The 13259-nt window shown below is 67.3% G+C and carries 12 protein-coding genes and 1 rRNA gene; 10 read left to right on the top strand and 3 right to left on the bottom strand.

Translation table 11 applies throughout. From position 1 onward, the window contains the following. Positions 1-104 precede the first annotated feature (104 nt). A 5S ribosomal RNA gene (rrf, locus tag HUN07_RS01410) occupies positions 105-221 on the top strand. Positions 222-333: 112 nt separating this feature from the next. On the opposite strand, the gene HUN07_RS01415 is transcribed toward rrf, so the two are convergent. Further along, complete coding sequence (locus HUN07_RS01415) at positions 334-849, bottom strand: MarR family winged helix-turn-helix transcriptional regulator (protein WP_114724557.1); 516 nt, start codon at positions 847-849, stop codon at positions 334-336. A gap of 76 nt (positions 850-925) precedes the next feature. On the opposite strand from HUN07_RS01415, the gene HUN07_RS01420 reads away from it, so the two are divergent. Continuing rightward, positions 926-2347, top strand: a complete 1422-nt coding sequence (locus HUN07_RS01420) for an FUSC family protein (protein ID WP_174907501.1) — start codon at positions 926-928, stop codon at positions 2345-2347. On the opposite strand, the gene HUN07_RS01425 is transcribed toward HUN07_RS01420, so the two are convergent. After that, positions 2348-4204 carry a galactan 5-O-arabinofuranosyltransferase gene (locus HUN07_RS01425; RefSeq protein WP_174914322.1) on the bottom strand — a complete coding sequence of 619 codons (1857 nt, stop codon included), beginning with the start codon at positions 4202-4204 and terminating at the stop codon, positions 2348-2350. A gap of 132 nt (positions 4205-4336) precedes the next feature. Between HUN07_RS01425 and HUN07_RS01430 the strand changes: the two genes are divergently transcribed. Continuing rightward, positions 4337-5212 carry an alpha/beta fold hydrolase gene (locus HUN07_RS01430; protein ID WP_174907503.1) on the top strand — a complete coding sequence of 292 codons (876 nt, stop codon included), beginning with the start codon at positions 4337-4339 and terminating at the stop codon, positions 5210-5212. Positions 5213-5299: 87 nt separating this feature from the next. Here HUN07_RS01430 and HUN07_RS01435 read toward each other — a convergent pair whose 3' ends face one another. Beyond that, the gene (locus HUN07_RS01435; protein WP_174907505.1) at positions 5300-5917 is read right to left on the bottom strand and encodes a TetR/AcrR family transcriptional regulator; all 618 of its coding nucleotides are present in this window, start codon (positions 5915-5917) and stop codon (positions 5300-5302) included. Positions 5918-6060: 143 nt separating this feature from the next. On the opposite strand from HUN07_RS01435, the gene HUN07_RS01440 reads away from it, so the two are divergent. From HUN07_RS01440 to HUN07_RS01470, 7 genes are read left to right on the top strand one after another with little or no spacing between them, the layout of a single operon-like run. Beyond that, a complete protein-coding gene (locus tag HUN07_RS01440) occupies positions 6061-6852 on the top strand; it encodes a 3'(2'),5'-bisphosphate nucleotidase CysQ (protein WP_174907507.1) in 792 nt (263 codons plus the stop codon). Further along, positions 6849-7754, top strand: a complete 906-nt coding sequence (cysD, locus tag HUN07_RS01445) for a sulfate adenylyltransferase subunit CysD (protein WP_114724563.1) — start codon at positions 6849-6851, stop codon at positions 7752-7754. The genes HUN07_RS01440 and cysD overlap by 4 nt, the downstream gene beginning before the upstream one ends. Then, the gene (cysN, locus tag HUN07_RS01450; RefSeq protein WP_114724564.1) at positions 7754-9655 is read left to right on the top strand and encodes a sulfate adenylyltransferase subunit CysN; all 1902 of its coding nucleotides are present in this window, start codon (positions 7754-7756) and stop codon (positions 9653-9655) included. The genes cysD and cysN overlap by 1 nt, the downstream gene beginning before the upstream one ends. 58 nt (positions 9656-9713) lie before the next feature. Further along, positions 9714-10076 carry a nuclear transport factor 2 family protein gene (locus HUN07_RS01455; protein WP_114724565.1) on the top strand — a complete coding sequence of 121 codons (363 nt, stop codon included), beginning with the start codon at positions 9714-9716 and terminating at the stop codon, positions 10074-10076. 15 nt (positions 10077-10091) lie between these two features. Beyond that, positions 10092-10910, top strand: coding sequence for an SDR family oxidoreductase (locus HUN07_RS01460; RefSeq protein ID WP_254622930.1), 819 nt, complete (start codon positions 10092-10094; stop codon positions 10908-10910). 31 nt (positions 10911-10941) lie between these two features. Then, complete coding sequence (locus tag HUN07_RS01465) at positions 10942-12087, top strand: sulfotransferase family protein (protein ID WP_174907509.1); 1146 nt, start codon at positions 10942-10944, stop codon at positions 12085-12087. Positions 12088-12127: 40 nt separating this feature from the next. Further along, positions 12128-13189 carry a DUF1214 domain-containing protein gene (locus HUN07_RS01470; RefSeq protein ID WP_174907511.1) on the top strand — a complete coding sequence of 354 codons (1062 nt, stop codon included), beginning with the start codon at positions 12128-12130 and terminating at the stop codon, positions 13187-13189. Positions 13190-13259 lie beyond the last annotated feature (70 nt).

Raw genomic sequence — 13259 nt, forward strand, 5'->3', positions numbered from 1 at the left:
GTATCTGAAACAACACACAGATACCATTCACCCCCAACACCCCAGGTCTTGTGCCGGCGGGTGGTTCGGGCGGGGGAATTGAATGTGTGACAGTTTCATAGAGTTACGGCGGCCATAGCGGAGGGGAAACGCCCGGTCCCATTCCGAACCCGGAAGCTAAGCCCTCCAGCGCCGATGGTACTGCACCCGACAGGGTGTGGGAGAGTAGGACACCGCCGAACACCCTTTCACCGAAGGCCCCCACCCATCAGGGTGGGGGCCTTCGGCATTTCCGCATGTCTGCACCCGAAAACCCCTCCCGCCCGGCAGGCGGCGAGAGCGGGATGCGGGTTCCTACGGGCGGTCGGCTGCGTCGCTGTTGTACGCAATGCGACGTAGCAGCCGGGCCAACTGGGCGCGGTCGTCCTCATCGAGCCCGTCGAGAAGTCGGCGATCACGATCGACGCGCTCCGGAAACTCGGCGTCGACCAGCGCGCGTCCGGCGTCGGTCACCGCGAGCAGGACCACCCGCCCGTCGCGCTCGAAGCGCCGGCGTTCCAGCAGACCCATCTTGACGAGTCGGTCGGCGTGCTTGGTGGTGGCGGCGCCGCTGACCATCGTCACGGCCGTAACCTCACTGGCCCGAAGTGGACGATCGCTGCGGGCGAGGGCGCACAGCACCTCGAACTCTGCGCGGGAGACCCCGCTGTCGCCGAGCGCCCGCTCGAGTCGATGCAGTGCCTGGGAGCTGATGCGGGTGATCCGGCCGATGACCTCGATCGGTGAGGTGTCGACCTCCGGGTAGGACAGGGCCCACTCCTGGCGAACCTTGTCGATGAAATCGCGTTCCGGACTGTCGGTCGAATCCACACACCCATCCTATCGGTGTGCCAACATCACTTCATTAGTAATTTACTCGTGAAGTAATGCGTGTAGACTGGGGCGAGTGGCAGCACTCGATACGTCCCGAACCACCAGGATCGATCACGCGCGCAGCGCCCTCGCTCATTCCGTTTCGCCCAGAACGTGGCGTCGTGCGTTCGAGGTGCGGGCTGCGGACGCGACCATCGCGCCTGCGCTGCGGGTGGGGCTCGCTTCTGCGGTCGTGTTCGTCGGCGGTGGACTGCTCGGGTTCCAGGAGTTGGCCGGCCTGGCGACGCTCGGTGCTCTGTCGTCGGCGTTCGGCCGGTACGAGCCGTACCCGCGGCTGGCCGGGAAGGTCGCGCTGGTCGGCGTCGCGCTGATCGGGTTCGTCGCGTTCGGTGGCGCGCTCGGTGCAGCCGGGCTGCCGATGTGGGCGCAGGTGGGCGTGCTGTCCCTCGCCGCCGGTGTCGCGTCGGCGTACATGAACGCCTTCCGACTGCTCGGGCCCGGCCCGGTGATCCTCGTGTTCGCGGCCACTGGGGCCGCGGGCTACACCGCGTCCGCATCGGACATCGCCGCAGCCACTGCGGCCACTGCCGTCGGCGTCCTGGTGGGTTGGATCGCGGCGATGCTGCCGGCGCTGATCCTGCCGCTCGGTCCCGCGCGTCTCGCGGCGGCACGGGCCCTCGTGGCCGTCGGATCCCTCGAACGTGTCGGCGCCGACGGCGTCGCTCCCGCGCAGGCTGCAATCGCGCGGGCCCGTGAAGTGCTTGCGGCGAGCGGACGTTCGCGGACCGAACACGTGCATGCGCGCGACCTCGCGGCACTGCTGGACATGGCGGACGACGCCGTCGAGCTGTGGGTCGCGGAAGGTGACGTCACCCTCGTCCGGGACATCGCGCAGCACGAACGGGAGCTACGAAAGCTCAAGCGCGCCAGCGTCCTCGGTGGGGTGGCCGACGACCGGTCGTCGGGTCGATCGGAGCTGCCGACGCCGCACGGCGTCCTCGCGAACGGCGTCTCCCGCCTCCGGTCCGGCGAGGTGCGGCACACCGCGGTCCGGGTCCTTCTCGCTTCCGCGGCATCGGGCTGGATCGCGATGGCCGTGGGCGTCGAACATCCCCTGTGGGCATCGATGGGTGCGATCGCGGTGCTGCAGGGACTCAACTTCACGCACACGGTGCAGCGCGGAATCCAGCGTCTGCTCGGCAACATCGGTGGCGCCCTCATCGCCGCAGTACTCCTTGCCGCCAGCCTGGGTTACTGGCAGATGGTCGCCGTGGTCGTCGTGCTGCAGATCGCGGCCGAACTGATGGTGCTCGTGAACTACGGGCTCACGACGCTGGCCGTCACCCCGATGGCGCTGCTGCTGATCGGGTTCACGTCACCGATCTCCCCCGACGCGGGGATCAGCCGCGTCGTGGACACCCTCATCGGCGTCGTGATCGGGGTGGTCATTGCCGCGGTGACGGTCAGCCGGGCCGACCGTCACCACCTGGCCTGATCAGCCGACCCGGTTCACCACGACGAACGGGCCCGCTTCTTCGATCGTGAAACGCGGATCGTCGAACAGCTCCTTCGGGAACGTGACGCTGTATCGCCGGACGTTGGGGTCGTTGGGGTAGACGTCCTCCGCCAGCCGCAGGGTGTAGCCGTCGGAGCCCTTGCGGAACACGAACACATCCGGTGCGCGCCACGGCAGTTCGTCCAGCGCGGCGATCAGCTGGTCGGGTGTCTCGAGCTCGGTCCAGCTCTCGATGGCCGCCGCGCGCTCGCGGAACTCCGCGAGCGGATTCGCGTAGTGCGACGTGAGCGCCTGGAAACCGAAGTACGGGTAGAAGCTGAGGAAGCTGGTGTCGGAGGTCAGCACGACGGTGTCGTGGCGTTCGCCCGGGCGCTGCTCGGTGATGATGCGGTCGACGTCGCCGTAGTACGCGGCCGCGCCGGGAGGCCGCTTGTCGGCACGAACGCCGTCACCGTCGGTGTCGGTGTAGGCGATGGTGATGTCACTCGCGAGGACCTGGGGGATGTTCTGCGTGAAGGCGATCAACCCGGCGAGCCCGATCACGACGATCGAGGCCTTGACGCGGGGGTTCTCGCTGGTCGCGAGGACCAGCCAGCGGGAGAACTCGAAGAAGCCGAACACTCCGGCGGTGCCGAGCAGCAGGATCAGCACCGGCTCGAGCCGGAACGACAGCAGCGTGCTGCCGACGACGGTGGCCGTCATGGACAGCAGCGACCACAGGTAGACCGCGATCACGCCGATGCCGAGCGCCTGCGCCCGGCGCGACGATGCCGCCCGGCTGACCAGCCAGATCGTGCCCAGCATGCACAGTGCGCCGGCGAGCGAGAAGTGGAGCATCGGAAGCGGCAGGTGCGCACCGGCGTCGGGCAGGTAGTGTGTCGCGGTGCCGCTGTCCGCCGGGATCCCGCGCAGGGCCTCGAGCAGGTACGGCAGCCACACGGTGAGGGCGATCGCGATCGCGATCGCCGCGGTGACGATCAGTCGCAGAAGCGGATCCAGCATCGCACGCCACGACCCCTGCGCGCGGACGGCGAGGCCGGCCGAGACGATCGCCATGAGCGTGACCGCGAATGCCGCGAAGCCGAGGTACAGGGTGTAGAAGGCGGCTGCGACACCGAGGAACAGGCCCGTCCCGACGACGGCGCCCCATCCGCCGCTGCGGGTCTGTGTCGACTTCTCCGGCCGGTACAGGCCACCCCACGCGAGCACCAGCACCGGCGGGATCAGGACGGCGATCACGGCGCCGTACGGTTCCGCGGAGCCGTACGCGACCGTCAGCGCGGCCGCCGCGAGGGCCACCACGACAGCCCAGTCGGCGCGAATCAGCTTGTTCCACAAGACCAGCGCGAGCACGGCGGCCACGGCGATCGACGCGATCGCATACGGCTTGAACGCTTCCCAGCCGTCCATACCGAGCAGGTTCGCGACCCGTCCGCCGATCCAGAACCAGCCGGCCGGGTAGTAGGGCGGCAGATCCGCGTACGTCATGTCGTGCAGAGCCGCGGAATCGGTGAGGCGCGTGAGGTATTCGGTGCGGAACTCCTGGTCCACCGAGACCCCGTGCAGGTACAGCTTGGTCGCGCTCAACGGCATGCCGAGCGTGACCGTCACAAATCCGGAAAGTCCGGCCCACGACAGCACCGTCGCCGCGCGGACCCACCGTCGCGCTCGATAGAGGAGCACGCTCACGGCAAGGACGGCGATCGTGACGATCTGCCCCACTGTTGTCACGGCCTGCGTGACGTTCGACGACGGGAACGCGGGCCACGACACCTGGCCGAATGCGAACAGCCCCACCGCGGCCACGATCGCGGCGACCACGGCCGCGAGCAGCATCTCGACCGCGGTACCGGCAGCCCGTCGGGCAGGGGCGACGCGCGGCTCTACGAGGGGGGCGGCTCCTGATTGCGACACGGCCCGAGCTTACTTGGGTGCGACGCGCGAATCGGTGTTCAGTAGGTTCGAGGAATGAGCGACGAGCAGGCGCAGACCCCGCGGTGGTTCCTCGATGCGTTGGCGGCTCCGGTCGAGACCGGCAGCGTCGACGTCGACGGCGCCGAGGTGCGGTTCCGGGCGTGGGGCGAGGCCGGCCGCCCGGGCATCGTCCTGGTCCACGGCGGTGCGGCGCACTCGAGGTGGTGGGATCACGTCGGCCCGCAGCTGGCCGGAGACCGGCGCGTCGTCGCCCTCGACATGAGCGGTCACGGTGACAGCGGTACGCGCGAACAGTATTCGCTGGACCTGTGGGCGGACGAGGTGGCCGCGGTGGCCGGGGCGTCGGGCATCGAGGGGCGGCCGGTGGTGGTCGGTCACAGCATGGGCGGCATCGTCGCGTTCGTCGCGGCGCATCTGTACGGCGATCGGTTGGCCGGCGTGCAGATCATCGACTCGCCGATCCGTCAGCGCACGCCCGAGGAGGAGGCGGCCCGGCGCAAGGCCGCATTCGGACCCAAGAAGGTGTACGCCGATCGCGGCGAGGCACTCTCGCGGTTCCGGTTCGTGCCGCCACAGGATACCGGCGTGCCGGGCGTGCGCGATCACGTCGCCGAGACGTCGCTGACGGCCGTCGAGGGCGGTTGGTCGTGGAAGTTCGATCCGGCGGTGTTCACCCGTTCCGGCGGCAACACGTTGGCGGTCGCGCAGCCGCGGTGCCCCATTGCGTACTTCCGCGCCGAACACGGCATCGTCTCGCCCGAGCTGATGGCGGAGATGCGCGAGCGGTTCGGTCCGTCGGCGATCGTCGCCGAGATCCCGGACGCCGGGCACCATGCGATGATCGACCAGCCGCTCGCGCTGGTCACCGGCATTCGGACGGTGCTGTCCGCCTGGGCGGCCTCCGGCTGACCGCCGCTACTCGCGTTTTGCGCACTTATCGCTGTCCGGAGGGCCCCACGAACAACGATAAGTGCGCAAAACGCGGGTAGTGACGCCCTAGTCCGAGACCGTGACGGCTCGCGCCAGTGCGGTCGCCGCAAACTCGACGAACTCCGCCGTGTCCAGGTCCTGCGCCCAGTTGTTGACGATGGTGTCGGCCACGCCCTGCAACCCGGACAGGACGTACGGCAGGAGCGCGCGATCCTCGCGCAGGGTCCGGCCCTCGGCGGCCGCGGCTTCGTGGAGAGCCTTGCGGAGTTCCTCGTTGTACAGCTTGGCGGTCTTACGCACCTGGCGGACCGAATCGCGATCCGATCCCGCCGCGCCCTCGACGTCACGCCAGGTCGCGGTCAGGCGGCCGACCCGACCCCATTGTCTCGCCGACTCGGGGATCACCGCGGCGATCAGTGCGGCCACACCGTGATCGCGGGGTAGCGCCGCGACGAAGGCGGTGGACTCGATCTGGCTCTCGTTGAGCAGTGCGGTGAAGATCTCCTGCTTGTCCGCGAAGTATTGGTAGATCAGGCCGGTGCTCGTACCCGATCGTTTCGCCACCGCCCGGATCGTCAGCGCGGTGTAGCCGCCCTCGTCCAGGAGCGCGGCCGCGGCGTCCAGCGTGCGGCGGCGCCGAGCCTCCGCATCTCCGTAGATCGACTTGCTGCCCGGTACACCCATGGGACCACCGTATCGGGGGATCGTCTGAGGTCCAAGCTCGATCGAACAATGTTCATTCTGAGGCAGCGGAAACGCCCAGGAAGAATGAACAATGTTCGTTCTGGGATTGAACATGGTTCATTCTGTGGCTACAGTCACGTTCCATGAGCCATGAAGCCGCCATCACGACGCCACCCGATTCGACGGACCAGCGGGATGCGGACAGTCGCGCGGCGGTGGAGATCGCCACGGCGGCAGGCCGTCTGCTGCTCGATCATCGGCGCCGACTGGACGACACCGACGTCGATCCGGCCGAAGTCCGCAATGCCGCGGACAGGCTCAGTCACGAGTTCCTCGTCGGCGCGCTGGCGCAGTGGTTCCCGGGCGACGCCGTGCTGTCCGAGGAGGGCGCGGACGATCTCGCGCGCCTCGCCGCCGACCGCGTGTGGATCGTCGACCCCCTCGACGGCACCCGCGAGTACGGCGAGAAGGGTCGCGACGACTGGGCCGTGCACGTCGCGCTCGTCGAGGGCGGGGACCTGACGGTTGGCGCGGTGGCGATGCCTGCGCTCGGGACCACCTTCTCGACGGTCGACGCTCCCGCGTCGTACGCACCGCTGTTCGGCGCGCCCCGGGTGGTCGTCAGTCGCACTCGCCGGCCCGAACCCGTGATGGCGATGGCGGACGCGCTCGGTGCCGAGCTGATCGAGATGGGCTCGGCGGGTGCGAAGGCGATGGCGGTGGTCCGCGGTGAGGCCGACGTCTACGCGCACGCCGGCGGACAGTACGAGTGGGACTCGGCCGCGCCCGTCGCGGTGGCCCGTGCTGCGGGACTGCATGTTTCACGGATCGACGGATCCGCCCTGATCTACAACCAGGAGAACCCCTGGCTGCCCGACCTACTGATCTGCCGGCCCGAACTGGCAGGCAAAGCACTGGAGGCACTTCGGCGATGACCCGAACACTGACCCACCTCGAGCGGCTCGAGGCCGAGAGCATCCACATCATGCGGGAAGCCGTCGCCGAGAGCGAGAATCCCGTGATGCTGTACTCGGTCGGCAAGGACTCCGCCGTGATGCTGCACCTGGCGCGGAAGGCGTTCTATCCGTCGCGGCTGCCGTTCCCGCTCCTCCACGTCGACACCACGTGGAAGTTCCGTGAGATGTACAAGCTGCGCGACGAATCCGCTGCCGCAGGCGATTTCGACCTCCTCGTTTACAAGAACCCGGAATGCGTGGAGAAGGGCATCAACCCGTTCACACACGGCTCCGCGACGCATACCGATATGTGGAAGACCGAGGGACTCAAGCAGGCCCTCGACCTGTACAAGTTCGATGCCGCGTTCGGCGGCGCGCGCCGTGACGAGGAGAAGTCCCGCGCGAAGGAGCGGGTGTTCTCGATCCGCTCCGCCGAGCACCGCTGGGATCCCAAGCAGCAACGCCCGGAGTTGTGGCGGATGTACAACGTCCGCAAGTCCCCGGGTGAGTCCCTGCGGGTGTTCCCGCTGTCGAACTGGACGGAACTCGATGTGTGGGAATACATCCGGCAGGAGAACATCCCGATCGTGCCGCTGTACTTCGCGGCGAAGCGCCCCGTCGTGGAGCGTGACGGCGCACTGATCATGGTCGACGACGACCGCATGCCGTTGCTGCCCGGCGAGCAGCCGCAGCTCAAGAGCGTCCGGTTCCGCACTCTGGGCTGCTACCCGCTCACCGGTGCGGTCGAATCCACCGCCGAGACCTTGACCGACATCATCCAGGAAATGTTGTTGACCACCACCTCCGAGCGTCAGGGCCGGGTGATCGACCACGACAGCAGCGCCTCGATGGAGAAGAAGAAGCAGGAAGGTTACTTCTGATGACTCAGCCTTCGGATCTGATCGCCGACGACATCGAGCAGTACCTCGCCCGGCACGCGAACAAGTCGATGCTCCGGTTCATCACCTGTGGCAGCGTCGACGACGGCAAGTCCACCCTCATCGGCCGGCTGTTGTACGAGTCGAAGCTGGTGTTCGAGGACCAACTGTCGGCGCTCGAGGCCGACTCCCGCAAGGTCGGCACGCAGGGCGACGGCCTCGACTTCGCGCTGCTGGTCGACGGTTTGGCCGCTGAGCGCGAGCAGGGCATCACCATCGACGTCGCCTACCGCTACTTCTCCACCGAACGCCGCAAGTTCGTCGTCGCGGACACCCCCGGCCACGAGCAGTACACCCGCAACATGGTCACCGGCGCCTCCACCGCGGATCTCGCGGTGATCCTCGTCGACGCCCGCAAGGGTGTGCTCACTCAGACCCGCCGGCACTCCTACCTCGTCTCGCTCCTCGGTATCCGGAACGTGGTCCTCGCGGTGAACAAGCTGGACCTGGTGGACTATTCGCAGGACGTCTTCGAGGAGATCGTCGCCGAGTACGCGGGTTTCGCGGCCGAGATCGGGCTCACCGACGTCGTCGCGATCCCGTTGTCCGCGTACATGGGTGACAACCTCACCGAACGCAGCATGAACACCGCCTGGTACGACGGTCCGACGCTGATCGAGCACCTCGAGACCGTCGAAATCTCCAGCGAGCTGAGCAGCGGCCCGTTCCGGATGCCGGTGCAGTGGGTCAACCGACCGGATCTCGACTTCCGCGGCTTCTCTGGGCAGATCGTCGGCGGCATCCTGCGCCCCGGTGATCGTGTCCGGGTGCTGCCCAGCGGCAAGGAATCGACCGTCGATCGGATCGTCACGATGGGCGGCGATCTCGATGAGGCGATCGCCGGCCAATCGGTCACCGTCACCCTGACCGACGAGATCGACATCAGCCGCGGCGACGTCCTCGCCGTCGCCGACGCACTACCCGGGGTCGCCGACCAGTTCGAGGCGCACGTGGTGTGGATGGGCGAGCACGAGATGCTCCCCGAACGCCCGTACCTGTGTCAGATCGGGACCATGACCGTGCAGGCGCGGATCACCAAGCCCAAGCACAAGATCAACGTCAACACCCTCGAGAAGACGGCGACGAACACGCTGGCGCTCAACGAGATCGGCGTCTGCAACATCAGCTTCGACCGGCCGGTGCCGTTCGATCCGTACGCCGACAACCGGGACACCGGTGGTTTCATCCTGATCGACCGGCTCACCAACACCACCGTCGGCGCCGGCATGATCGCGCACTCGCTGCGCCGATCCGACAACATCCACTGGCAGGCCGTCGACGTCGACGGCCAGGCCCGCGCCACACTCAACGGTCATCGGCCGCAGGTGCTGTGGTTCACCGGCCTGTCCGGATCCGGGAAGTCGACCATCGCGAACGAACTCGAGCGGCAGCTGTATGCGCTGGGCTGCCACACCTACCTCCTCGACGGCGACAACGTCCGGCACGGCCTGAACCGGGATCTCGGGTTCACCGAGGCCGACCGGGTGGAGAACATCCGCCGCGTCACCGAGGTCGCCCGGCTGATGGCCGACGCCGGCCTGGTCGTCCTCGCCTCGTTCATCTCCCCGTTCCGGGCCGAACGCGACGCCGCCCGGGAGGTGATCGGCGTGGACCAGTTCTGCGAGGTGTTCATCGACACCCCCATCGCCGTCGCCGAACAGCGGGATCCCAAGGGGCTCTACAAGAAAGCCCGCCGCGGCGATCTCGCCAACTTCACCGGCATCGACTCGCCGTACGAGTCGCCGGAGGCGCCCGATCTGCGGATCGACACGACCACGACGTCGCCCGAGGATGCGAGCAGGCAGATCATCGCGCTCCTGCGCGGCCGTGGTGTCATCGCCTGATCGGACGGCTTCCGCCGATCCTGTCCCGTGTTCCACCGATCATACGAAGGAGATCCTGTTGCCCACTCGAGACGAAATCTGTTCGGCGATAGACGCGTACGTCAAGCATCTGGGAAACCACGATGTGGACCAACTGGTATCGCTATTCGCGGACGATGCGGTGCAGCACGAGCCGCTGGGAGTGCGGACCTACCGCGGTATCGACGAGATCCGGGAGTTCGACACTCAGAACGCGAAGGTGGCGTTCTCGGTGAGCCGCCACTCGCCGATCGTCGTCTCCGGTCGGTACGCCGCGACGCAGCTGCGCGTCCAGCCCGAGGGGATGCCGGCCTTCCTCGCCAGCGATCTCTTCGAGTTCGACGACGCGTGCAAGATCGTCTCCCTCAGTGTGGTTCTCGATCCCGAAGCACGCGCGGACTAGGGCGGATCGGTGACCATGTCGGGGATGGTGGACGCCGGGGCGGTGCGGACGAGACTCCCGCTGCTCGAGGGCAAGGTAGTCGTGGTCTCGGGCGTGGGTCCGGGGCTGGGTCGAGCGATCGCGGTGCGCAGCGCCGATGCGGGTGCGCGGGTGATCCTCGCCGCCCGCACAGAGTCGCGGCTGGACGCGGTGGCCGAGGAGATCCGGGACAGCGGTGGTACCGCGCTGTGTGTGCCAACCGATCTCACGGAGGCCGCCTCCGTCCAGGCGCTCGCAGACAGGGCTCTCTCGGAGTTCGGGCGGGTGGATGCGGTGGTGCACAACGCGTTCGTGCAACCCGCGTACGTCGGCCTGCTCGACGCGGCACCAGACGACGTGCGGCAGGGGATCGACATCAACCTGCTGTCGTCGCTGAACCTGACGCGGGTGGTGGCTCCGGCGCTCGTGGAGTCCCAGGGATCCGTCGTGATGATCAACTCGATGGTGATCCGCAATCAGTTGCCCAACTTCGGTGCCTATCGGGTGATGAAGGCGGGGCTGCTCGCGCTCGCCCGGAGCCTGTCGGTGGAGCTCGGGCCCGACGGGGTACGGGTGAATTCGGTTGCACCGGGATATATCTGGGCCGACTCGGTGAAGAAGATGTTCGAGCGCCGGGCGGAGGAGCGCGGAGTCGATCCCGCCGTGGTCTATGCAGAGGTTGCGGCCGACACCGACCTGCGCCGGCTGCCCGAGCCCGACGACATCGCGAACGCGGTGGTGTTCCTCGCCTCCGACTTCGCCCGCGCCATCACGGGACAGTGCCTCGACGTCAACTGCGGGCACACCCACCACTGAACCTCACTCTCACTCTCGCAAGGAATTACAGATGACACAGGAGGACGACGGTGTGGGCACGATCGGAGACCTGCACCAGGCCGCTCGCGAGGCGACCGGGCTCGACGACTTCGGTGGCACCGAGTATCTCGAGGGGCTGCGGGTGCTGCTCGATTCGTTCGAGCGGGAAGCGGACCTCACCCCGCACGGGCGTGTGATCGCCCGCAAGATGATCACCAGCGCGCTCTCGGGCCGCCTGATCAGCGAGGCCGGATTCGCCCGCCACCCCGAGCACGTCGACGTTCCGGTGCAGCGCCCCGTCTTCGTGTGCGGGCTGACGCGGACCGGGAGCACCGCGCTGCACCGGTTGCTCGGCGCGGACCCGGCACACCAGGGCGTCGAGATGTGGCTCGCCGAGTCGCCGCAGCCACGACCCGACCGCGAGAATTGGTCGCAGAACGAGGATTTCCTGCGTTCGGACGCGTTCTACCGGGCCCGCCAGGCGAACGAGGCGGCTCTCATGAAGGTGCACTTCATGGGGGCCGAGGAAGTGGAGGAATGCTGGCGCCTGCTGCAGCAGACGATGCTCTCGATCTCATTCGAATGTGTGGCGTACGTGCCGAGCTATTCGACGTGGCTGGCGGGACAGGACTGGACCGAGACCTACGCGCGGCACAAGAAGAACCTGCAGTTGATCGGGCTGCGGGACCCGGGCCGGCGGTGGGTGCTCAAGAGCCCCAGCCATGTGTTCGCGATCGACGAGATCATGCGGGTGTACCCGGATGCGTTGATCGTCCGGACGTTCCGGGATCCGCAGACGTCGATGGCGTCCACGTTCAGCCTCGCCGAGCAGGGAAAGCACGACATGTCGACTGCGTTCGACCGTGAGACCATCGGGCGTACCCAGCTCGACCTGTGGGCGCGCGGCAATGCGCACTTCAACAGTGCTCGGGCACGGTACGACCCGGATCAGTTCGTCGACGTGGACTACAAGGATTTCGTTGCCGATCCGATCGGAACGGTCGAGAAGATCTACGCCCGGTTCTCGCTGCCGTTCACCGATGAGGCGCGCCGTGCGGTGACGGAGTCTCACCAGAGCAGCCTCGCAGACCATCGGCGGCCGGCGCACCAGTACGCGCTCGAGGAGTTCGGCGTGACGGCAGCCGACGTCGAGGCGAAGTTCGCCGCCACCGCCTGAAGCACGTCCTCGAAACATCAACCAGAACAGGGATACTCACATGAACGCCACCTGGGAGAAGTTCTGCGCCGATCTGCTCGACACCGGCAACATCCTGCAGCACGAGGTCGTCCCGCAGGATCCGCTGACGCAGGCCGAGGGCGTCCGCTACCTGTCACGCCTTCTGCGTTATGCGACGATCAACTGCGTCGAGTACACCGATCCACGGTGGCCGCAGTTCACGTCGGCGCCCAACCCGAACATGATGACGAAGATCGGCGCCGACAACCCCGACAACATGTACATGCGCGCCAACATCTCCGGGAACTACACCTACCGGATCACCGGCACGCGGGGCACGGTCCCGCTGGTGACGTTCGGGTCGCGCGTCAACCGCTACCACATCGACGGCACCATGATGCAGACCGGCGACCTGCACATTCACGACATCGAGGTCGATGAGCACGGCCGCTTCGAGTTCATCGCGAGCGTCGACAAGCCCGCCGAGGGTGCCTGGCTGCCGATGGCGCCGGACAGCAACCTCATCTCCGTCCGCCAGACCTACCGGGACCGGCGCAACGAGGTCCCCGCCGAGCTGTCCATCGAATGCCTCGACCCCGACGGTGAATTCGTGCCGCTGAGTCGCGAGGAGATGGGCGAGCGCCTCGGGAAGGCGGTCGGCATGGTCCGCGGCACCGCCAACACGTTCCTCGAGTGGTCCCGCAAGTTCCAGCCTCACACCAACGAGGTCTTCGACTGGGGGCAGGACTACTTCCAGAACGCCGGCGGCGACCCGACGATCTTCTACCTGCACGGTTACTGGAAGCTCGCCGAGGACGAGGCGTGGGTGATCGAGACCGAGGTCCCGAACTGCGAGTACTTCAACTTCGTGCTGCAGAACTTCTGGGTGGAGTCGCTCGACTACAACCGGACGAACATCTACATCAACAACCACACCGCGAAGCTCAACGACGACGGCACCCTGACGATCGTGGTGTCGGCCAAGGATCCCGGCTACGGCAACTGGATCGACACCGACGCCCACACCGAGGGGACGTGGGCGATGCGCTGGATCAAGGCGGACTCGCACCCGATCCCGACATCGAAGGTCGTGAAGATCTGATCACCGTGGACTGAGGTGCGTCTGTCGGGGGAGGGGAAGGGTGGGCGAATCGGCATCCTCGGGTGCCTGG

The organism is Rhodococcus sp. W8901, assembly GCF_013348805.1.
Lineage (GTDB): Bacteria > Actinomycetota > Actinomycetes > Mycobacteriales > Mycobacteriaceae > Prescottella.